Raw genomic sequence first — 21448 nt, 5'->3', positions numbered from 1 at the left:
CTGGAGAGGGTGGCTTACAGCAGCTTGTGCTCGCGTAAATACCCCTCTCCTCCCAGCTGCCGCATCTGACGCATTATCCACTGCTGACGCTGGCGAATATAGCCGGAAGGCGAGCTGGCTTTGAAGCGGATAGGATTCGGCAAAACGGCGGCCAGCAGAGCGGCTTCGGACAGGGTCAGGCGACTGGCCGGCTTATGGAAATAGCGCTGGGCGGCCTCCTCGACGCCGAACACGCCGTCGCCAAATTCCGCCACGTTGAGATAGACCGCCAGGATACGTCGTTTGGTCCAGACGGTTTCCAGTCCCACCGTCAGGCCAGCCTCAAGGCCTTTACGCACCCAGCTTCTGCCATCCCATAAAAATACGTTTTTAGCTGTCTGCTGCGACAGGGTGGAAGCCCCTCGAATCTGGCCTCCCTCCCCCTTATCCAGCACGGATTGAATCGCCTGCACATCGAACCCCCAATGCGTGGGGAATTTCTGATCTTCCGAGGCGATAACCGCCAGCCGCATCCACGGCGAAATATCATCCATACTCACCCAGTCCGAATGGGCTACATAGCTGAAATCACCGCTAAACCAGGCACCCAGCTGACGTTCTACCATAACAGCGGAGAACGGGACCGGCAGAAAAGAGAACAGTAGAATTCCGGCGATCCACACGCCAACCACCGTCAAAACGGCGCGCAATGCCCATGCTTTGATGCGCTGAAAACCCATTTTATTCCGCTGTTTCATATAATATTGTCCATGACTATCTTATCAATTCCTGTAACGGGAGCCGCTGCCAGCCCATTTTGCTTATAGACAACACGCTGAAGCGATTGCTGCCGCTAAAATGCGCGTGACTAATGGATCCTGTTTATTATTTAAAATGTCCTAAGCGCTTCAACTACTTCCGCACATCAGGAATCGGTTCCATTGGCTAAACGACTCCTCTTCTGCCATCAGGTTGAGCGTAAAAGCGCCTAATGCAGTTAAAAACGAATGATTTGCCGCGCTTATAAGTTAACTGACAGAGCTTTTGCAAATCATACCTTATAGCGCCTTAATCTAAGGGAAGATTCCTGTCCAGCGCTTTTCCAGGGGCCACTGAACGGCTGGTTTGTCCAGATCAGGAAAATTATTAGAATCAGCGCAATTAATCGGTAAAAGCTTGCAGCTGAGCTTTTCTTCGTCGTCCGCTAAACCGTTTGTTTTTCACTACGCTGACTACGTAAAAAAAACATGATATACAGCAAGTTAATAATTATCGGCGTTGAGCTATTTTTCATTAGCATCGCTGCTAGCCCCCAGGTGCAGAAGTAAAGCTAACACGTCAATGCGAATGCGATAAAAACCGCCACAATTGCTCAAAAAACAGCCAAATTGATGCAAAAAATCATTTCCAGCTTGACTGTGTTATCAAATTAATGTTTTCTGTCTGAAATCGTTGCTCAACATCACAGATTTTAATGAATCTGGTAACAGGTGACGGTAGATTTGCTAATGTAGTTGCTAAGCGTTTTACCCAATACCACGCCTGTGCTTTTAAACTCTTCTTCTCAGAATAGCGCAGGTTACCCTTTTCCCTGGTGTTGGCGCAGTATTCGCGCACCCCGGCCTCGGTCGGGGTCATTTTTTTCTGGCACCCGCAACCCACTCCCGCAGTACTTCCACATCGTTCCGCCACTCCTGTTTTAACTCGTCAATCCATTCCTGTACGTTGTCCCACCATGCAGGCAGCTCCGGGCTTTGAATCTGTTTTGCCAACTGCTGTAAATGAGCCAGCCCTACGGACCCGGCAGCGCCTTTGATTTTATGGCCTTCTTCCGCAATCCCTTTCATATCGCGCGCCATCATATTGGAGTCCAGCACCGCCAGATAGCCCGGCATCATCTGCTCAAACATATCCAGACTCTGAGTGATCAGCTGCGGACCGACCAGCTCGATATATTGCTCAAGCATGGTGACATCCAGTAATCCCAGTTTTTTCTCGTCCACCTGTTGTTCCTCCCCCTCATCCTGCTGAAAGTCCCAATACTTTCTGATCACCGCGGTCAGGGCCGGCACCGCCAGAGGTTTGCTCAGGACGTCATCCATCCCGGCATCCAGATACTCTTTTTTGTCCTTCAGCACGTTGGCCGTCAGGGCAACCAGCGGCGGCAGATGCTGCTTGCCATGACGCTGATGAATTTCGCGCGCCACATCCAGCCCGGTCATATCCGGCAGCTGAATATCCAGCAGCACCAGATCAAACTCGTCAGGATCAAACTTGGCCAGCGCCTCCTCACCGGTCATCGCCACCTCAACGCTGCTGCCAAGCTTCTCCAGCACCGAACGGGCAACCACCACGTTCAGCTCAATATCCTCTACCAGCAGCACATGAAGCGCGGGCAGCGGCAGATCGTCGACAGGCTGCTGGTCTTCGTGCTGCTCTGAAATACGCGGGGCATTGACGGTCAGCGTGAAGCAGGAGCCGGTTCCCGGAGCGCTGCGCACGCTGATATCGCCGCCCATGCTCTGAGCCAGGCGGCGTGAAACGGCCAGGCCAATTCCGGTTCCCGTTGCCGGTTTGCCGCCGTGCTGATCTTTCACCTGATAATACATAGCGAAAATCTTGTCCTGCTCATCCTGAGGAATGCCCATGCCGGAATCTTCCACCTCAAACCGCAGGCAGTCTTCGTCAAGATAAGCCACCCGCACGACAATGCGCCCGTTCTGGGTAAACTTCACCGCATTGCCGATCAGGTTCCACAGGATTTGCCGCAGCCGCGTGCCGTCCGTCAGGATTTTGTGCGGTAACGGCAGCTGAGGTTCCAACACGAACTTCAAATCTTTCGGCTGAGCCAGCAAACCCGAGAGATTTTCCAAATCGGCGAGGAAGCCGGTGAAGTCGACCGGCTGAATGTCCAGCTGGACTTTCCGCCGTTCAATTTTGTCCATCTCGATCACATCATTAAAAATGTTGCCGAGGGTAATGGCCGAAACGTGAATGGTTTTCAGGTATTTGAGCTGCTCCTGATTGAGGTCGGTATCCAGCAGGATGCGGCTCAGTCCGACGATGCCATTAAGCGGCGTACGAAGCTCGTGGCTGATCGTAGAGATAAATGTGGTCTTCTCCCTGCTGGCGTTCTCTAAAGCGTCCTGATAGCGCTTACGCTCCGTTATATCGCGACCAAAGCCCATCAGCCCGCTGCGCTTGCCGATCCTGTCGTAATAAGGCACCTTGCGGATCTCGAAGCAGGCCTTGCGTCCGTCGGGATACTGGAGCCATTGCTCGTAGGTCAGCGAGACGTTATGGCGGAAAACTTTATCATCAGTTTCGAGCACCTTAGTGGCCGCGTCGTTGTCGTAGACGTCGCGCGGGGACAGCCCGATAAGTTGCTTCTCGCTTTTGCCAGTCAGCAGCTCCATCGCGCGGTTACAGCCGGAGAACTGTTGGTCAATATTGCGGTAGAAAACCAGATCGGGCGAGGCGTCGAGAAACGAGCGCAGGAAAGAAGACTGCTGCTCCAGCTCAATCTGCGCTTCTTCACGCCTGGCCATCTCCTCCTTGAGCTTGTCCATGACCTGCAAACGCGCCTCTTCCGCTTTGATACGATCGGCAATTTCCTGATTGAGCTGGGTGATGTTCTCTTTCATCTGCTGGTTCAGCTCAAGATCGCGATGGCGCATCTCCTCCAGTTTATCCACCAGCTTTGCGAGACGCTGTCTCGACTCCTCAAGCTGCTCAACCACCACCGAAAGGAAATAGACCGCCCAGGGAGTGATCAGCAGACCAAAGAATACCGAACGCACCATATCAATGCTTTCGACATGCCCGCGCAGTACCATGGTCACCGCCATCTGCACGATCATCGCTAATACGACCAGCGCAGAGGCCAGCAGCAGCGAGAAGCGCACCAGCCCCAGCTTGACCATCAGGTCGACGTAATATTGTGCTAAGAGACGAATTTGTTTCATAAAGGATTCCTTCCGGGCCGATAGCCACAATCATACCGTAAAAGCGTAAAAGACCCACCTCAGCCGTACAAGATTGCAGCGCACCAGACTGGTGCAGTTCCACGCTGAATGATTGCTTACGCACTGAGTCGCTCAGCCCCTCAGGTGCAACAGGACCACTTTATGCTGCTGTCTGTCCCCGGCCGCCGCTGGCACAATCCCCTTCCTTCACCGATGCTTATGAGCGGTTCCGGCAGGTGCTAACGCTGAGAAAAACAGCCGAATCAGCCGTCCGTATAGCCATGAGTCATGGCACGGCAGGCGGCATTCCTGCTGGATCCGCCGCTAAAAAAGGATGGCCGCTATGGATGACCCTTTCGCCGGTCGGCCTGGCTGTCATTTTCCTGTCGCAATTCTGTTGACTAATTTCTATAACTGCATAACCTGTAGGTCATTCCGCCAACCTGCTTTACCTCTCTTCCGGCGGCAATGCATAGCACCGGGGCATTCCCTGCTGGCTTGCTGCACCTCCGTTACGAATAATAATTCACATTAAGTGAGAGTTTAATCACGCTCACCATGATTAATTTTACTAATAATGAGCGGCTGTTTAATTCAAATAAGCCACAAGGTTAAAAACAGTATTTTTCATCGGGTAAGCTATCACTGTCAGAATATTCTGCTACCAATAACCCCAGCACCAGCATGGTGCAGAGATTTGGCGCCTGCACTATAGTGAGACAGCTCACACTTATTCCGGTCATTGCATCCAAACGTCAGGCAGAAAAACCCCTGACAATGGCTTAAAATTCATGAATATAGCCTGCACAAAGGCAGTAAAAGCACCAGTAAGAACGCTATTTGACCTGAGTACGCTTTCCCGATAAGTTGGGGATCCGCTGGAAGCTTTCCTAACGGGCCAGTGTCTCGGCATATCTATGCAGCAAGAAGACTCCCTCGTGATGCAAGTTATCTCCATTTAAGAGATTCGGAAATTTGAGAGCAGTTCTCCTTCAAGGACGTTTGAAAAAAGTCTGAAGAGAACGTGCTCGGGGTAACGGCGTCCGCATTAAGCGGTCAGGAAAATGAGACAGAGCCTGGGAGAGTTCCCCTCAGTTGCACTCTGTGCTTGAAACAATACAGGTAATGTCAAAAAGAAGTTGAGGAGGCCCCCGATGTCCAACATAAAACCTTTTCCCTATGGCTTGTACGATCCGACTCAGGGCAGCGATAGCTGTGGCGTAGGTTTTATTACGCGTAAGGACGGCGAGCAGACTCATGAGATCCTGCAAATGGCGCACAGCGCCCTGTGCACGGTTCCTCATCGCGGGGGGATGTCGGCGGAAGGCGTTGGTGATGGGGCTGGCGTCAATGTGGATATCTCTTTGCACTTCTTCCGCAAAATCACTGGCCAGCCGCTGGAGTTGGGCCGCTTTGGCGTAGGCAACTTCTTTGTGCCTAAAGATGTCGAGCTGCGCGCGAACGCCGAGCAACTGGTTGAAGACCGGCTGGCGGCATATGGCCTGCCGGTGCTGCTGAAGCGCGATCTGCCGCTGGACGGCAGCATCCTGCGCCCGGCCGCGCTCTCTTTCCAGCTGCCTATCGTGCAGTGGGTGTTTGCCGCCCCGCAGGATGTGGACAATCAAAACGACTTCGAAAAACGCATCTACCGTGCGCTGCTGGATATCGAGGCGCGTGCCTTTACCGAAAGCCAGTTCGGCGGCCTCTATCCGCTGTCGCTTTCCTCGCGCACTCAGGTGCTGAAAGCACGCCTGAATTCCAACGAAGTGATCCCCTACTTTAAAGATCTGACCGATCCCGATCATCAGGTCCGCGGGCTGTTCTTCCACACCCGTTTCTCTACTAATACCGATCCACACACCACCATGGCGCAGCCTTTCCGCCTGATGGCGCACAACGGCGAGCTGAACACCGACCGTAAAAACCGCATTGCCGAGTCGGCGCTGGCGCTGGCTCGCGGCAAAACGATCGTGCGTCCTAAGGGACAGTCCGACAGCTCGCGTCTGGATCAGAGTATCCACAGCCGCCTGATGGAAGATAATCTCGATCTGATCAACGCAGTGGTTTCGATGATGCCACCGGCGTGGGAGAACGATCCTTCATTATCTACCGAAGTTCGCGCCATGCTGGAGTACTTCTCCTTATATGAAGAGAAGAACGATGGCCCGGCAGCGCTGATCTTCGGGAACGGCGAAGTGATTGGCGCTCGTCTCGATCGCCTGGGCCTGCGTCCGCTGCGCTCGGTTGAGACCGCTGACTATATCGGAGCCATGTCAGAAGCTGGTCAGATTGCCTTCCCGCCGGAAAGCGTCCTGCGCCGCGGCCGTATCGAAGCGGGCGGTATGCTCTATTACGATCACAGCGAGAAGCGCAGCTACACCACTAACGAAGCGCTGGAAAAGCTGGCTGCTGAGAAAGACTACCCAACGCTGCTTGAGCAGGCTCGCGTCACGCTCCAGGATCTGCCGGTTGTGCCAGCCGAGAAGCAAGGCTCGCCGCTACGCTACAGCGGTGACCTGAAAACTTACCAGCGCTTTGTGGCTTACTACTACAACCAGGAAAGCTTCAAGTTCATGATGGACCCGATGTTGACCACCGGCGCAGAGAAGATCTCCGCAATGGGTTACGGTAACGCGATCAACGGTCTGTCCGATCATGAAGGGGGGATGGCGCACTACTTTTCCCAGCGCTTTGCCCAGGTAACCAACCCACCACTGGACTCCATCCGTGAAGTTGACGGCATGACCCTGCGCGTGGCGCTGGGCGCCAAACCGCATCTGGGTCGCAGCAAAGGTCGGCAGATTATCGTACCTACGCCGATTCTGACGCATCTGGATATGCTGCAACTGCGTGAACAGGATGTCGCGCCGTACGCCCGCTTTGACATGCTTTATCAGCCGGTGATCGGCACTGAGCCGCAAAACCGACTGGATAACGCCAGCGCGCTGGAAAAAGCCATTGACGATCTGGCTCAGCAGGTGGTGGACTTCGCCAGAGAACAGGGCGGCATTGCGGTGCTGACCGACCGCCACATCTCCTCGACCCGCGCCGCGATCCCGATGCTGCTGATGGTTTCCGCCATCAACCAGCGTCTGGTGAAGGAAGGGCTACGCCTGGACGTCTCGCTGGTCGTGGAAAGCGGCCAGAGCATCTCTTCGCATCACATTGCCGCAGCGCTGGGCTTTGGGGCCTCCGCTATCTACCCTCTCGGCGTGCAGATGCGTGCGGAAGAGAAGTATGGTGAAGGTGAAGAAGGCAATAAAGCCTTTAAGCGCTATGCCAAAGCCGCTGAAAAAGCCCTGATGAAAACCATGGGGAAAGTGGGCCTGTGTACCGTTGAAAGCTACAGCTGCGGTGAGTTCTTCGAGCCAAACTTCCTCGATACCGAAGACCGCGTGCTGAAGAAGTATTTCCCGAATATCAAAACCCCGGTTGGCGGCGCAGGTTTTGCCACTATCGCGCAGATGGCCGTGGACTGGCACCAAAGCGCCCTGAAAATCCAGGGCGAGTCTGAAGTGCCGCTGCTGGGCCTGTTTAAAGAGCGTGCTGAAGGCGCGGGGCACTCCTACGGGACCATTGCCGTACGAACCTTTATTGATATGACGGAGCAGCCAATTCGCTTTGCCGATAAGCCGCGCGAAGAGGATCGCTTCATCCGCCTGCTGACGCTGGCTAAGCTGGATAATGCCTTTAACATCAAGCCGGGCTCGTTTGCCGACAGCAGCTTTGAGCGAATTCCCAATGAGGTGATTGATAACTTCACCATCACGGCGGACTATCGCGAATTCTCCAGTCTGATGCATCATGAGCGCAAACGTCGTCCGGCGGCGCTGCGTGATATTCTGGCCTTCCCTGCCGATCTGACCCATGTGGACAGCCAGGCCGAGTTCGCCCGCAAGCTGGGCCGCTACTCGCTGACCAACAACGGCTTCGCCACCAGAGGCCTGACATGCGAAGCAACAGCAGGCCGCGAAGGGCACTTTACCCTGCGTCTGACCGACACCATCGTCGGGCTGAAGCCGGAAAATGAGCGTCTTGCCGCCCTGTTCAGCGCGCTGAAAACCCGCTTCACCGATGAGATCGGAGAAAGTGAGATTGTGGCCGGTAGCCTTCAGCTCGCGGCAACGGGCAAAGCGGCAGATTATCTGTCGCGTATCTTCACCTCGGCGCCGTCTCTGCCGCTGAGCGAAATCCAGCCTGCCAGTGAAATCACCCGCACCTTCGCTTCCGGCGCGATGAGCCACGGTGCGCTGGTCGCTCCCGCACACGAGGCGGTGGCTCACGGAACCAACATGGTCGGCGGGATGAGCAACTGTGGTGAAGGCGGCGAGCACTACTCCCGCCACGGCACTATCCGCGCTTCACGCATCAAGCAGCTGGCTTCAGGGCGCTTTGGCGTCTGGGCAGCTTATCTGGCTGACCCAATGCTGGAAGAGCTTGAGATTAAAATTGGCCAGGGGGCAAAACCGGGCGAAGGCGGTCAGCTACCGGCGGCTAAGGTAACGGTAGAAATTGCCGCGGCTCGTGGCGGTACGCCGGGCGTGGAGTTGGTTTCTCCGCCACCGCATCACGATACCTATTCAATTGAAGATTTGGCCCAGCTGATCCATGACTGCAAAGCAGCACGCGTGCGGGTCATCGTTAAACTGGTCTCCTCAGAAGGGATTGGCACTATCGCGGTGGGCGTGGCAAAAGCGGGCGCGGACGTGATCAACGTCGCGGGCAACACCGGGGGTACAGGTGCTGCGTCCGTAACCAGCCTTAAATATACCGGCCGCGTGGCGGAAATTGGCATCGCCGAAGTACATCAGGCGTTGTGCGCCAACGGCCTGCGCGAAAAAGTGCTTTTACGCTGCTCCGGCGCACAGCAGACCGGCAGCGACGTGGTGAAATCGGCCCTGCTGGGCGGCGACAGCTTTGAGTTCGGCACCACCGCGCTGATGATGCTGAAATGCGTAATGGCAAAGAACTGTAACGTGAAGTGCCCGGCAGGCCTGACCACCAACGCCGAAGCCTTTGATGGCGATCCGCGCCAGCTGGCGCAGTACTTCATCAACGTCGCTCATGAAGTCCGTGAAATCCTGGCCCGTCTGGGCCTGCGCTCGCTGCGCGAGGCTCGCGGGCGTTCCGACCTGCTGCACCTGATGGACCACCCTCTGGAAGTGGGCAAGCTTGATTTCCGCGCGATGCTGACCGTGGTGCCAGAGCTGAAAATCGCGCGTCCGGTCTATCTGGAAAAAGATTTCGAACTGGACACTGACTGGGGCGATCGTCTGCAACTTGAGCTGGTCGATCGGGCTAAAACCGACATTCAGTTCGGCAACGGTATTGTCCTGAATAACCGTAATAAGAGCGTTGGCGGCCAGTTGGCTATCGATATCGAGCGCCTGCTGAACCACAAGCTGAATAGCGAGCAGTTGAATAACATCCCGGCCGCCCTGCTGGACGATCGCGGGCGTCGCTATCTGGCACCGGCCACGGTGAACATCTCAACGTCAGGATCGGCAGGTCAGTCCTACGGCGTATTCTGCAATGACGGTATGCAGCTGAAGCATTACGGCACCTGCAACGACGGCGTGGGCAAAGGTCAGTGCGGTGGCGAAATTGTCGTGATGTCGCCCGGCGGCGGCTCTCAGGACGCTGAAGGCAACGTCTTGATCGGTAACTTCGCCCTGTTTGGCGCGACCGGCGGCCGGATGTTCATTCAGGGTCAGGCTGGCGACCGTTTCGCCGTGCGTAACTCTGGCGCGACGGCAGTTGTGGAAGGCGTTGGCGATTTCTGCTGCGAATACATGACCAACGGCGCGGTCCTTAACCTCGGCACATACGGCACCGGCTTCGGGAACGGCATGAGCGGCGGGTTCGCCTATCAGTACGACCCGTACGGCACGCTGGCCGGATCGGCTGCGGGTGATTCGGTCCTGTTTGGCGGGATTACCGACGACAACGAAATGGCGCGGGTACACAAAGACGCGGTGCTGACGATGCTTAACTGGCATCTGGAAGCAACCCGTTCGCCTCGCGCAGCCTGGCTGCTTGAGCATTGGGAAACCGAGTGCCAGCACTTTGTTTACGTGATGCCACGCTCCCTGCTGCTGTACCAGGACAGTGCGGAAATCCTCAAGGCCAGAGCCCGTAAGGATCTGCTGGAAGAGCTTTCCACCGCGCTGGCCAGCCATCAGGTGGCGAAGTTTAAAGCGGCATGGCGCAGCAAAAAAACCATTGCTAACGGTGCAGTCCCGGAATACGGCGCCACCGACACGCAGGAGATGTTCGTGCTGCTGAACAACTATACCGTGCTCAGCTTTGCCCAGCAGCTGGCGCTCTCTCGCCTGCCGAAAGGAACGCCGGTTGAGGATGCCGCGGTAGAAAAAGCCGTGCGTAACCTGTTAATGACCGAGGACTTCGCCCTGATCGGCAAGCTGCAGCGTCATGCCCGCTCGGCGATTGAAAACTACAGCGATGATGAGCTGGCCAGCCTGATTGCGGCCAAGCGTATGGCGGACTACAAGGCGGCCCTGACGCAGCGTAACATCCGCTCGATGGACAGCCTGGCGACCTATGGCTGGATCATCTATCAGGATACGCGTAACCGAGAAGTGCTCGGCGGGTTACCAAACTTCGAAGAGCTGTTTGCCCGCGCCGCGCTGCCTGAAATTGCTGCTGCCGTCGGGAAATTATCCTGACGGTATAGCGAACCGAATGTGACTATTACTGAATACGACGAAACGGGATTGAGTACAGATAACCGATGAAAATTCCTTACATTCCTGAAGATGCGCCCTTTAACGGCGATCAGAAATATTGGCTGGCGGGGTTTCTCGCCGGGCTACACTCGCGCCTGATGGTGCTGGAAGACAGTAAGCAGGTTGCCAGCGGGACCAGTTCAGCAGCCACCACGCAGCTGCACATTCTGTTCGGCTCCCAGACCGGCAATGCAGAAGCTCTGGCGCAAAGCGCCGCGAAAGCAGCCCGTGCTCAGGGCCTGGTCCCGGTAGTACAGGGACTGGGCGAAGTGGATATCGACGTGTTCGCCACCATGCGTCACGTACTGGTCGTTACGTCTACCTATGGCGAAGGCGAAATGCCGGACAACGCGCAGCTGTTCTGGCAGGCCATTTCCGCCAGCACCGCACCCCGGCTGGAGCAGATGCACTTTGCCGTGCTGGCTATCGGCGATACCGGCTACGATGGCTTCTGCCAGGCCGGTAAATTCATTGATATGCGCCTGGAACAGCTTGGCGCTAAGCGCGTCAGCGACCGTATTGACTGCGACATCGATTACGAAGAACCTTCTAATCAGTGGATTGCCACCTCCATGCCGCAGTTTGCCGCGAGCGCTGGCAGCAGCGGCACCGCGCTGGAAAACCTTCCAGAAGCGCCGGTCATTCCCGGCAGCAACAAGCAGAATCCTTACGCCGCCGCGCTGGTCACCAACAAGCGCCTCTCCGGCAGCGAATCCGGCAAAGACATCCGCCATTTCGAATTCGATCTGACCGACAGCGGGCTGAAGTACGAAGCCGGCGATGCGCTTGGCGTGATCCCGGTGAACGATCCGACGCTGGTTAAGCTGCTGCTTTCCCAGCTGAACGCAGACTACGATACGCCGGTTTCAGGCTTTGACCGCAGTCTGGGCGACCTGTTGACCTACCAGTTCGAGATCTCCGAACCTTCGCGTAAGCTGATCGAGTGGGTAGGACAAAACACCACCAACCAGGAACTGCGCCACGTTCTGCAACACGACGATAAGGATACCCTCGGCATCTGGCTGTGGGGGAAAGACACGCTGGATCTGCTCCAGCTTGAGCTGACCCGCTCGCTGAGTATCCCTGAATTCGTTGCGTTACTGCGTCCGTTACAGCATCGCGCCTACTCGATCTCTTCCAGCTCGAAAGCGCATCCAAACCAGGTTCACCTGACCATCGCCACCGTGCGTTATCATAGCTCTGGCCGCACGCGTAGCGGCGTCTGCTCGGCATACCTGGCTGAACGCGTAGGCCGCGGTGAAAAACCGGCAATCTTTATTTCTCCAAACAAAGCTTTCCGCGTACCGGCCAATAACGAAGCGCCGCTGATCATGATCGGACCGGGGACCGGTATTGCGCCGTTCCGCGCCTTCCTGCAGGAGCGTCAGGCCGTCAGCGCCAGCGGTAAAAACTGGCTGTTCTTTGGCGATCAGCACCAGCAACATGACTTCATCTATCAGGATGAGCTGCTGGCCTGGCAGGAAAGCGGCCTGCTGACCCGTCTGGACCTGGCTTTCTCTCGCGATCAGTCGAAGAAAATCTACGTGCAGAACCGGATGCTTGAGCAGGGGGCCGAGCTGTTCGCCTGGCTGGAACAAGGGGCTTACTTCTACGTTTGCGGCGATGCATCGCGCATGGCGAAAGATGTGGATAAGGCGCTGTACCAGGTCGTCGCTCAGTTTGGCGGGATGTCCGTTGAGCGTGCGGCTGACTATGTTGACCAGCTCAAAAAAGAAAAACGCTACCTGCGTGACGTCTACTGATCGACCTTCTGGCTGGCCTGCTTAGCGGGCCAGCGGCTAACAGACAAAAAAATGGGCCGGAAGGCCCATTTTTTATTTCACGACGCGTAACGCCGGTCGACCACCACCGCGCGGCGGCGGCTCATCATCCGGGTTGTCATCATCGTTCTGCACGCTGTCATCAGGGCGATCGCCATCGATCACCGACATCACCGTTTCCGGCGTGTTGTTCGGTTCGGCATCCGGGTTGTACTCTCCCGCTTCTTCATAGACCGGCTCAGGCTCAAACATGGTGCCTGCACCATTCTCGCGGGCGTAAATAGCCATTACGGCCGCCAGCGGAACCGTCACCTGGCGAGGCACGCCGCCGAAACGCGCATTGAAAGTCACCTGCTCATTTCCCAGCTCCAGATTGCCTACCGCACGCGGCGCAATGTTCAGGACTATCTGACCATCACGGGCGTACTCCAGCGGCACCATCACGCCGGGTAGATTAATATCAACTACCAGATGCGGGGTGAGCTGGTTATCCAGCAGCCAGTCATAAAACGCCCGCAGTAAATACGGACGGCGAGCGGTTAGTTGCGACGTTTCCATGATAATCAGCCCCGCGTTTGCAGGCGCATTTCACGTTCTGGTTCCGTCAGGGAAGCCAGGAAGGAATCACGCTCGAAGACACGCGTCATGTAACCTTTCAGCTCTTTAGAACCTGCGCCAACCAGCTCAATGCCCATCTGCGGCAAACGCCACAGCAGCGGTGCCAGATAGCAGTCTACCAGGCTGAACTCTTCGCTCATAAAGAACGGGGTGCGGGAGAACAGCGGCGCAATCGCCAGCAGCTCTTCACGCAGCTGCTTACGCGCCGCTTCGGCTTCCTGCGCCGTACCGTTTTCAATCTTACGCATCAGGCTGTACCAGTCCTGTTCCACGCGGTGCATCATCAGACGGCTCTCACCACGGGCGACCGGGTACACCGGCATTAATGGCGGATGCGGGAAGCGCTCATCAAGGTATTCCATGATGATGCGGGATTCGTACAGCGTCAGCTCGCGATCGACCAGCGTAGGGACGGTACGGTACGGATTGAGGTCAATCAGATCCTGGGGCAGGCTATCCATTTCTACCTGCTCGATCTCTACGCTAACACCCTTCTCCGCCAGGACAATACGAACCTGGTGGCTAAAGATGTCCGTCGGACCAGAAAACAGCGTCATTACCGAACGTTTGTTGGCAGCGACAGCCATGTAAACCTCCAAGTTTATCCAGAAAATTACTGCGCAAGCCCGCCAGGTGGCGACTAACCTGCTTAATAAATTGCCATTAGCATGATGTGAAGCCGAACCAGCATCCACTCAGGATTTCATGCATCAGTGCCCTGCTAATGGGCGTAAAGTGACACACAGTTTACCAGATTTTAGACAGCTTGTGGGGGCAGGAACGTGGATTTGACCGGAAAATGCTAATCCCCGTCGCGTTTTCAACCATTATTGCCGATGGCGAAAAAGAAAAAACCCGGTGCGAGCACCGGGTTTTCCGATAATTGACTCTGCCGAAGCAGAACAAATTAACGTTTGGAGAACTGAGGACGACGACGTGCTTTACGCAGGCCGACTTTCTTACGTTCAACTTTACGAGCATCGCGAGTGACGAAGCCTGCTTTACGCAGTTCGCCACGCAGAGACTCGTCATACTCCATCAGAGCGCGTGTGATACCGTGACGGATCGCACCAGCCTGACCAGAGATGCCACCACCTTTAACGGTGATGTAGAGATCGAATTTACCGACCATGTCCAGCAGTTCCAGCGGCTGACGAACTACCATGCGGGCAGTTTCGCGACCGAAGTACTGTTCTAATGAACGCTGGTTGATAACGATGTTACCGCTACCCGGCTTGATAAAGACGCGTGCGGAAGAGCTTTTGCGGCGACCAGTGCCGTAGTTTTGATTCTCAGCCATTGCCTGTAATCCCGATTAAATGTCAAGAACTTGCGGTTGCTGTGCCGCATGGTTGTGCTCGTTGCCCGCGTAAACTTTCAGTTTACGGTACATAGCACGACCCAGCGGGCCCTTTGGCAGCATGCCTTTAACCGCGATTTCAATCACACGCTCAGGACGGCGAGCAATCATCTCTTCGAAGGTCGCTTGCTTGATACCACCGATGTGGCCAGTGTGATGATAATAAATTTTATCGTTACGCTTGTTACCGGTTACGGCAACTTTTTCAGCGTTGAGAACGATAATATAATCACCAGTATCGACGTGCGGAGTGTATTCCGCTTTGTGCTTACCGCGCAGACGACGAGCCAGTTCAGTCGCTAAACGACCTAAAGTTTTGCCTGTCGCGTCAACAACATACCAGTCACGTTGGACGGTTTCTGGCTTAGCTGTAAAAGTTTTCATCTAAAAGCTTACCCAAATTAAGTTACACGTTGGCGAGATCCCAAACGCTTGAATAAACGGTTGAGGCTCACACGACCATCTTGACCAGCAAGCCCACCCCTTCGGATAGAGTTACTGGAACACAAAGAGTTTTGGGAAAAAAACCTTTGTTGTAACGTGGGGTCGCAAGATTATAGAGAAGTCGGCCCAAAAGCGCGACTCTTTTTTTATAATAATTGCGCCCCGGCGCCCCGCCCGGCTTCAGGGCAAATGCGCCAGCCGAAGGTACTCTTCGCTTTGCATCTCCTGCAGGCGGGAGATGCAGCGCTGGTATTCAAATTTCAGCCGCGCGCCCTGATAAATCTCAAACAGCGAGGCCTCGGCGGAGACCACCAGCTTAACATGCCGCTCGTAGAACTCATCCACCAATGCCAGAAAACGTCTCGCCTGGTCTTCCGTTTTGTAGATCATCACCGGCACGTTAAACAGCAGCACGCTGTGAAAACGTCGCGACAGCTCGATATAATCGTGCTGGCTACGCCCTTCGCCGCACAGCGTCAGGAAATCCATGGCGACAACGCCCTCGGCCATCCCCTGCGTCGCCAGGGCGCGGTGGTTAATCTCCAGCACCGGCTTCTCCTCCCTTGCCTGGCCAGACAGCGCAACAAACATCCGCTCCATCTCTTTACTGGTCGCCTCGTTCAGCGGCGTCATCCACAGATGCGCCGAGGTCAGCGTGCGCAGTCGGTAATCAATACCCGCGTCAACGTTCATGACCTCACAATGCTGCTTGATCATCTCAATCGCAGGTAAAAAGCGGGCGCGCTGCAGGCCGTTACGGTAGAGATCGTCCGGCGGAATGTTGGAGGTCGCCACCAGCGTAATTCCACGGGTAAACAGCGCTTCCATCAGCGTACCCAGCAGCATGGCGTCGGTAATATCGGAGACGAAAAACTCATCGAAGCACAGCAGATCGGTTTCGCTTTTGAAACGATCGGCTACAATTTGCAGCGGATCGCTCTGCCCCTGTAGCTCGGTCAGTTCCTGGTGGACGCGCAGCATAAAGCGGTGGAAATGCAGCCGCTGCTTACGCTCTCCAGGAATTGCCTGAAAAAACATATCCATCAGCCAGGTTTTTCCCCGGCCGACTCCGCCCCACATATACAGTCCGCGGACGGCCGACGGCGTCTCCGCTTTCCCTTTGCCCATCAGCTTATTCAGCTTGCCAAAAAGCCCTTTGCCGGGCGGAGGGGAAACCGGCTGAGCGCTGGTCAGCGCCCGGTGTATCCCGTCCAGGCGGGTTATGGCTTCACGTTGCACTGCATCAGGCTGAAACTCGCCCTTATCCAGCGCCTGCTGGTAAAGGGCTAGCGGAGACATCGTTTGCATAATTTCGTCACATTCCCTGAAAAATTCGGTGCGGCAGGTGGTTGATTGTCAAAAAAAGGGCCGTTATACACTAAGCGATGCTGCCTCAGGATTCCACTTCCATCAGATTAGCGGTTATAGTGGCAGGTAGTGAACTGGCGTCGGCCAGTAGCCCATACGGAACAACGAAGACAACACGGGAGTTATTATGACCTGGGAATACGCGCTTATTGGCTTGGTAGTTGGATTAATCATCGGCGCGGTGGCCATGCGTTTTGGCAACAAAAAGCTTCGCGAACAGCGAAGCCAGCAGTATGAGCTGGAAAAAACCAAAGCGGAGCTGGCGGACTATCGTGAAGAGCTGACCAGCCACTTCGCCCAGAGCGCCGAACTGCTGGACAACATGGCCCGTGACTATCGCCAGCTGTACCAGCATATGGCTAAAGGGTCTAACGATCTGCTGCCGAACCTGCCGGGTGAAAAAAATCCCTTTGCTTATCAGCTGACTGAATCGGAAGCAGATAATGACCAGGTGCCGGTGCAGATGCCGCGCGACTACCCCGACAGTGCGTCAGGGTTACTTCGCGGCGATCGCGCAGCGCAAAAATAAGCAGTAACCTGAGGAGGGGCGCGCCGCGCCCCTTCCGTCCAACCAGGTCACCACACCCTGAGTTGTAGTCTTATATCCAGATTCCCCCCACCCTTCGGAAGCGAGAGCGTCGTAGCGATGAAGAAAAAATCCTTACTGTTAAGCGCGTTGGCATTGAGTATTGGCATGAATCTGACCGTTGCTCCCCAGGCTTCGGCTACGCTCCCCGCGCAAATCGAGGGGCAACCGCTGCCAAGCCTGGCCCCGATGCTGGAGAAAGTGCTTCCTGCGGTAGTCAGCGTGCATGTCGAAGGAAGCCAGACTCAAAGCCAGGAGATCCCGGAGCCGCTAAAACGTTTCTTCGGCCAGGAGGGCGGAGATGCCCAGCCTCAGCCTTTTGAAGGTTTAGCTTCTGGCGTGGTGATTAACGCCGGGAAAGGCTACGTGCTGACCAACAATCATGTGGTGAACGGCGCGGACAAAATTAGCGTACAGCTCAGCGATGGCCGGGAATTTGACGCAAAGCTGATTGGTCACGATGAGCAGACCGATATCGCGCTGATCCAAATCAGCGGGGCGAAGGGGCTGACCCAGATAAAAGTCGCTGACTCTGACAAGCTGCGGGTCGGAGATTTCGCCGTGGCGATTGGCAACCCGTTTGGCCTTGGCCAGACCGCCACCTCAGGCATTATCTCCGCGTTGGGGCGCAGCGGGCTGAATCTTGAAGGGCTGGAGAACTTCATCCAGACCGACGCCGCGATCAACCGCGGCAACTCCGGCGGCGCGCTGGTAAACCTCAATGGCGAACTGATCGGCCTGAATACGGCCATTCTTTCCTCGGCGGGCGGCAATATCGGCATTGGCTTTGCCATTCCAGGCAATATGGCGATGAACCTGGCCCAGCAGCTGATTGATTTTGGCGAAGTGAAGCGCGGTCAGCTGGGCATTAAAGGCACCGAGATGACGGCGGACATGGCCAAGGCCTTCAAGGTTGACGCCCAGCGCGGCGCCTTCGTCAACGAAGTGCTGCCGGGGTCGGCGGCGGCTAAGGCTGGTATTAAGGCGGGCGATATCATCACCAGCCTGGATGACAAGCCAGTCGACAGCTTTGCGGCGCTGCGCGTAAAAATCGGCACCACGCCGCCTGGCAAAGAGGTGAAGGTTGGCCTGATTCGTGACGGTAAACCCGTCAGCGTTAGCGTCAAGCTGGATGCCAGCACCCAGACAGCCGCCAGCGTAGAACAGACCACCCCAGCCTTGCAGGGCGCCACCTTCAGCGACGGCGCGGCGAAGGACGGCACGAAGGGCGTCGTGGTGGATGCCGTAGAGAAATCCACCCCGGCAGAACAGTTTGGCCTGAAGAAGGGCGACGTCATCGTGGGCCTTAATCGCACGCCGGTCGGCAACCTGGCCGAGCTGCGCAAGCTGCTGGAAGCCAAGCCGTCGCTGATCGCGCTGAACGTTATTCGCGGCGACGAAAGTATCTATCTGCTTTTACGCTAAATCATTGATGCGGACACCTGCGTGTCCGCTTAACTCGTGTTATCCTGCCCAACGTTCATTTACTCACCTTTTAAAGCCATGTTTCCTAAACTTTTGCGTTCAGTGCTTCTTGGCCTTGTGGTTGCGGGTCTTCTGCTGGTAGCCCTGCCGGCACTGAGGATTGGCAGTGACTTTATCTCGCACCAAGATGACAGCGCTAATGAAACGCCAGTCAGCTATAACTCCGCCGTCAGACGCGCGGCTCCCGCCGTGGTAAACGTCTATAACCGAAGCGCCAATGCTTCGGCCGATAATCTTGAGATCCGCACGCTGGGATCCGGGGTGATCATGGACGAGCGCGGCTACATTCTGACCAATAAACATGTGATCAACGATGCCGATCAGATTATCGTCGCCCTGCAGGATGGCCGTATCTTTGAAGCCATGCTGGTCGGTTCAGACAGCCTGACGGATCTTGCCGTACTGAAGATCACTGCTTCCAGCCTTCCGGTGATCCCTATCAATCCTAAGCGTATCGCCCATATTGGCGATCTGGTGATGGCTATCGGCAATCCCTATAACATCGGCCAGACCGTGACCCAGGGAATTATCAGCGCGACGGGGCGCGTAGGATTAAGCCCGTCCCGCTACCAGAATTTCCTGCAAACGGATGCCTCGATCAACAAAGGCAATTCGGGCGGCGCATTGATTAACTCACTTGGCGAGCTAATGGGGATTAACACGCTGTCGTTTGATAAAAGTAACGATGGTGAAACGCCTGAGGGAATTGGCTTTGCCATCCCTACCGCGCTGGCGGCGAAAATTATGGATAAGCTCATTCGTGACGGCCGGGTGATCCGCGGCTTTATCGGCATCAGCGGCCGGGAGATCCCGCAGATGCACGGGCAGAATAGCAGCCTCGACCATATCCAGGGCATTGTGGTGACCAACGTCGCTCAGGGTGGGCCCGCCGCGAAAGCCGGTTTACAGGTGAATGATGTGCTCACCAGCGTCAATCATAAGCCTGCCGTTTCTGCCGTAGAAACGATGGATCAGGTGGCTGAAATCCGCCCAGGCACAGTGATCAATGTGGATATCATTCGCAATGACAAAAAAATGTCGCTGCCTGTTACGGTGCTGGAATATCCGGGGAATTAAGCAGGAAGGGGTGGTACGAGGTACAGGGCCAGACGAAGCTGGCCCTTCGGCAGGCTTATTTAACGAATTCTTCGCCCAGCGTAATATCTTTCTTCAGCGTATCCAGCATACCGTCCAGCGACTGCTGTTCAAACGCGCTCAGCGTGCCAATCGGCTTGCGCTCAATGATGCCGTTTTTGCCCAACAGCAGCGGCTGTGAGAAGAAGCGGGCATGTTCACCGTCGCTTTCCACGTAGGCACACTCCACCACGTTGCTTTCGCCATTTATCGCCCGCACCAGTGAAAGGCCAAATTTTGCCGCGGCCTGACCCATTGACAGCGTAGCCGAGCCTCCGCCCGCCTTCGCTTCGACCACTTCAGTACCCGCATTCTGAATGCGTTTAGTCAGATCGGCCACTTCCTGCTGCGAGAAGCTGACGCCGGGGATCTGAGACAGCAGCGGCAGGATGGTCACGCCCGAATGCCCGCCGACAACCGGCACGTTCAGCTCCGTCGGGTTCTTACCTTTCAGCTCGGCAACGAAGGTGTTGGAACGGATAATATCCAGCGTGGTCACGCCAAATAGCCGATTTTTGTCATAAACCCCAGCTTTTTTCAGCACTTCAGCCGCGATAGCGACCGTGGTGTTGACCGGATTGGTGATGACGCCGATCAGCGCTTTCGGGCAGGTATTGGCAACCTGTTCAATCAGGTTACGTACGATCCCGGCGTTGACGTTAAACAGATCGGAACGATCCATGCCTGGCTTACGCGCCACGCCAGCTGAAATCAGCACCACGTCGGCCCCTTTCAGAGCTGGCGTCGCGTCTTCGCCGCAGAAACCTTTAATATTGACGGCGGTAGGGATGTGGCTCAAATCGACGGCTACGCCAGGCGTAACGGGAGCAATATCGTAGAGAGAGAGGTCTGAACCCGCCGGAAGCTGGGTTTTTAGCAGAAGTGCGAGAGCCTGGCCAATACCGCCAGCTGCGCCGAGAACTGCAACTTTCATCCTGAACTCCTTATTATAGTGAGCGTAAAGTGCGGTGAATCCATCTGGTTACAAACATAGACGACCTGAAGGGTCTTTGCGATTGCTTACGACCCGATCTGGGCGCTCACGCCCAAAATCGTTGAAGCGGGTGAGATTGGCCGCATTAAGTGGCACGCTGTTCTTAGCCGTATGCAGACAACATGATTCGGCGTTACATTACACCCTTAGCGCTAAACTGAACAACACCAATTTTATAACAAATCGTTTACTTTTTGATCAGGACTCAGCTCAGCGCGGCCGATTATTCGCCGTCGTACTCACGCCCTTATCCTTCATGCGGGCAAAAACTCACGCTGCCATTGCATAAAAATTCATTTAATTGCATAATAATGGCATATCCCTGCGAGGATCTCCTTTTATTCTGACATTTTATCGGAAGCCTATGCGTAATCCATCAAAACAAGAAGATCTGATTAAGGCCTTTAAAGCCTTGTTAAAAGAAGAGAAGTTCAGCTCGCAGGGTGAGATTGTCGCCGCGCTGCAGGAAGATGGCTTCGATAATATTAATCAGTCAAAAGTCTCGCGCATGCTGACCAAGTTCGGCGCGGTGCGCACTCGCAACGCTAAAATGGAGATGGTCTACTGTTTGCCCGCCGAGCTGGGCGTGCCCACCACCACCAGCCCGCTGAAGAACCTGGTGCTGGACATCGACTATAACGATGCGCTGATCGTGATTCATACCAGCCCCGGCGCCGCCCAGCTGATTGCACGCCTGCTGGATTCGCTGGGTAAGGCAGAAGGTATCCTCGGCACCATCGCGGGTGACGATACTATCTTTATCACGCCTGCCCGCACCTTTACGGTAAAACAGCTGCGTGACGCCATCCTGGTTCTCTTTGAACAAGAGTTATAAGCACCGGCTATATCCGCATAAATATTAACTTCTGGATAACCTGACGGTATCCTCACCCTCTCGGTAAGCCGGCCCCCGCCGGCGCTGCCCTTCGCTTAAACACGCGCGCAACAATCAGCATGATGAACTGCCTTAGCGGCTTATATGCAGCTA

14 protein-coding genes are annotated in these 21448 nt (G+C 55.5%); 6 read left to right on the top strand and 8 right to left on the bottom strand.

Features of this window, described 5'->3' with window-relative positions; translation table 11 throughout:
• Nucleotides 1–14: 14 nt before the first annotated feature.
• The gene (gene mtgA, locus NG99_RS07555; protein WP_034890416.1) at nucleotides 15–737 is read right to left on the bottom strand and encodes a monofunctional biosynthetic peptidoglycan transglycosylase; all 723 of its coding nucleotides are present in this window, start codon (nucleotides 735–737) and stop codon (nucleotides 15–17) included.
• Nucleotides 738–1613: 876 nt separating this feature from the next.
• A complete protein-coding gene (gene arcB, locus NG99_RS07550; RefSeq protein ID WP_034890414.1) occupies nucleotides 1614–3944 on the bottom strand; it encodes an aerobic respiration two-component sensor histidine kinase ArcB in 2331 nt (776 codons plus the stop codon).
• A 1154-nt stretch (nucleotides 3945–5098) separates the two neighbouring features.
• Here arcB and NG99_RS07545 point away from each other — a divergent pair.
• Together NG99_RS07545 and NG99_RS07540 are read left to right on the top strand one after the other, a co-directional pair.
• Nucleotides 5099–10630 carry a glutamate synthase-related protein gene (locus NG99_RS07545; RefSeq protein WP_034890411.1) on the top strand — a complete coding sequence of 1844 codons (5532 nt, stop codon included), beginning with the start codon at nucleotides 5099–5101 and terminating at the stop codon, nucleotides 10628–10630.
• A 65-nt stretch (nucleotides 10631–10695) separates the two neighbouring features.
• Nucleotides 10696–12453 (top strand): sulfite reductase subunit alpha, encoded by a 1758-nt coding sequence (locus NG99_RS07540; protein WP_034890408.1) that lies wholly within the window; start codon nucleotides 10696–10698, stop codon nucleotides 12451–12453.
• Nucleotides 12454–12525: 72 nt separating this feature from the next.
• On the opposite strand, the gene sspB is transcribed toward NG99_RS07540, so the two are convergent.
• The 5 genes from sspB to zapE all read right to left on the bottom strand — a co-directional run bounded on the left by sspB (nucleotide 12526) and on the right by zapE (nucleotide 16201).
• Entirely contained in the window at nucleotides 12526–13029 is a 504-nt protein-coding gene (sspB, locus tag NG99_RS07535; RefSeq protein ID WP_034890405.1) for a ClpXP protease specificity-enhancing factor, read from the bottom strand.
• Between the two features lie 5 nt (nucleotides 13030–13034).
• Nucleotides 13035–13676 (bottom strand): stringent starvation protein SspA, encoded by a 642-nt coding sequence (sspA, locus tag NG99_RS07530; RefSeq protein ID WP_034890402.1) that lies wholly within the window; start codon nucleotides 13674–13676, stop codon nucleotides 13035–13037.
• 320 nt (nucleotides 13677–13996) lie between these two features.
• Entirely contained in the window at nucleotides 13997–14389 is a 393-nt protein-coding gene (gene rpsI, locus NG99_RS07525) for a 30S ribosomal protein S9 (protein WP_034890399.1), read from the bottom strand.
• A 15-nt stretch (nucleotides 14390–14404) separates the two neighbouring features.
• Nucleotides 14405–14833: a 50S ribosomal protein L13 gene (rplM, locus tag NG99_RS07520; protein ID WP_013507644.1), complete on the bottom strand. Its 429-nt coding sequence runs from the start codon at nucleotides 14831–14833 to the stop codon at nucleotides 14405–14407.
• 240 nt (nucleotides 14834–15073) lie between these two features.
• Nucleotides 15074–16201, bottom strand: a complete 1128-nt coding sequence (gene zapE / locus NG99_RS07515; protein ID WP_034890392.1) for a cell division protein ZapE — start codon at nucleotides 16199–16201, stop codon at nucleotides 15074–15076.
• Nucleotides 16202–16388: 187 nt separating this feature from the next.
• Here zapE and zapG point away from each other — a divergent pair, with 187 nt between their 5' ends.
• The 3 genes from zapG to degS all read left to right on the top strand — a co-directional run bounded on the left by zapG (nucleotide 16389) and on the right by degS (nucleotide 19409).
• Nucleotides 16389–16790 (top strand): Z-ring associated protein ZapG, encoded by a 402-nt coding sequence (zapG, locus tag NG99_RS07510; RefSeq protein WP_034890389.1) that lies wholly within the window; start codon nucleotides 16389–16391, stop codon nucleotides 16788–16790.
• Nucleotides 16791–16907: 117 nt separating this feature from the next.
• Nucleotides 16908–18272, top strand: a complete 1365-nt coding sequence (gene degQ / locus NG99_RS07505) for a serine endoprotease DegQ (protein ID WP_034890386.1) — start codon at nucleotides 16908–16910, stop codon at nucleotides 18270–18272.
• A 78-nt stretch (nucleotides 18273–18350) separates the two neighbouring features.
• Nucleotides 18351–19409 carry an outer membrane-stress sensor serine endopeptidase DegS gene (gene degS / locus NG99_RS07500; RefSeq protein ID WP_034891034.1) on the top strand — a complete coding sequence of 353 codons (1059 nt, stop codon included), beginning with the start codon at nucleotides 18351–18353 and terminating at the stop codon, nucleotides 19407–19409.
• Nucleotides 19410–19464: 55 nt separating this feature from the next.
• On the opposite strand, the gene mdh is transcribed toward degS, so the two are convergent.
• Nucleotides 19465–20400, bottom strand: a complete 936-nt coding sequence (mdh, locus tag NG99_RS07495) for a malate dehydrogenase (protein WP_034890383.1) — start codon at nucleotides 20398–20400, stop codon at nucleotides 19465–19467.
• A gap of 424 nt (nucleotides 20401–20824) precedes the next feature.
• Between mdh and argR the strand changes: the two genes are divergently transcribed.
• The gene (argR, locus tag NG99_RS07490) at nucleotides 20825–21295 is read left to right on the top strand and encodes a transcriptional regulator ArgR (RefSeq protein WP_034890380.1); all 471 of its coding nucleotides are present in this window, start codon (nucleotides 20825–20827) and stop codon (nucleotides 21293–21295) included.
• The last annotated feature ends 153 nt before the right edge of the window (nucleotides 21296–21448 follow it).

The sequence above is a fragment of the Erwinia typographi genome (genome assembly GCF_000773975.1).
Taxonomy (GTDB): Bacteria; Pseudomonadota; Gammaproteobacteria; order Enterobacterales; family Enterobacteriaceae; genus Erwinia; species Erwinia typographi.
This window is presented reverse-complemented; position numbering and strand designations above follow the sequence as displayed.

Bases quoted from the DNA above. Each gene is read 5' to 3' on its own strand.
- NG99_RS07540 (WP_034890408.1), top strand. From the start codon at position 10,696: ATGAAAATTCCTTACATTCCTGAAGATGCGCCCTTTAACGGCGATCAG.
- sspA (WP_034890402.1), bottom strand. From the start codon at position 13,676: ATGGCTGTCGCTGCCAACAAACGTTCGGTAATGACGCTGTTTTCTGGT.
- degQ (WP_034890386.1), top strand. From the start codon at position 16,908: ATGAAGAAAAAATCCTTACTGTTAAGCGCGTTGGCATTGAGTATTGGC.
- arcB (WP_034890414.1), bottom strand. From the start codon at position 3,944: ATGAAACAAATTCGTCTCTTAGCACAATATTACGTCGACCTGATGGTC.
- zapG (WP_034890389.1), top strand. From the start codon at position 16,389: ATGACCTGGGAATACGCGCTTATTGGCTTGGTAGTTGGATTAATCATC.
- mtgA (WP_034890416.1), bottom strand. From the start codon at position 737: ATGAAACAGCGGAATAAAATGGGTTTTCAGCGCATCAAAGCATGGGCA.
- NG99_RS07545 (WP_034890411.1), top strand. From the start codon at position 5,099: ATGTCCAACATAAAACCTTTTCCCTATGGCTTGTACGATCCGACTCAG.
- sspB (WP_034890405.1), bottom strand. From the start codon at position 13,029: ATGGAAACGTCGCAACTAACCGCTCGCCGTCCGTATTTACTGCGGGCG.
- zapE (WP_034890392.1), bottom strand. From the start codon at position 16,201: ATGCAAACGATGTCTCCGCTAGCCCTTTACCAGCAGGCGCTGGATAAG.
- mdh (WP_034890383.1), bottom strand. From the start codon at position 20,400: ATGAAAGTTGCAGTTCTCGGCGCAGCTGGCGGTATTGGCCAGGCTCTC.
- rpsI (WP_034890399.1), bottom strand. From the start codon at position 14,389: ATGGCTGAGAATCAAAACTACGGCACTGGTCGCCGCAAAAGCTCTTCC.
- rplM (WP_013507644.1), bottom strand. From the start codon at position 14,833: ATGAAAACTTTTACAGCTAAGCCAGAAACCGTCCAACGTGACTGGTAT.
- degS (WP_034891034.1), top strand. From the start codon at position 18,351: ATGTTTCCTAAACTTTTGCGTTCAGTGCTTCTTGGCCTTGTGGTTGCG.
- argR (WP_034890380.1), top strand. From the start codon at position 20,825: ATGCGTAATCCATCAAAACAAGAAGATCTGATTAAGGCCTTTAAAGCC.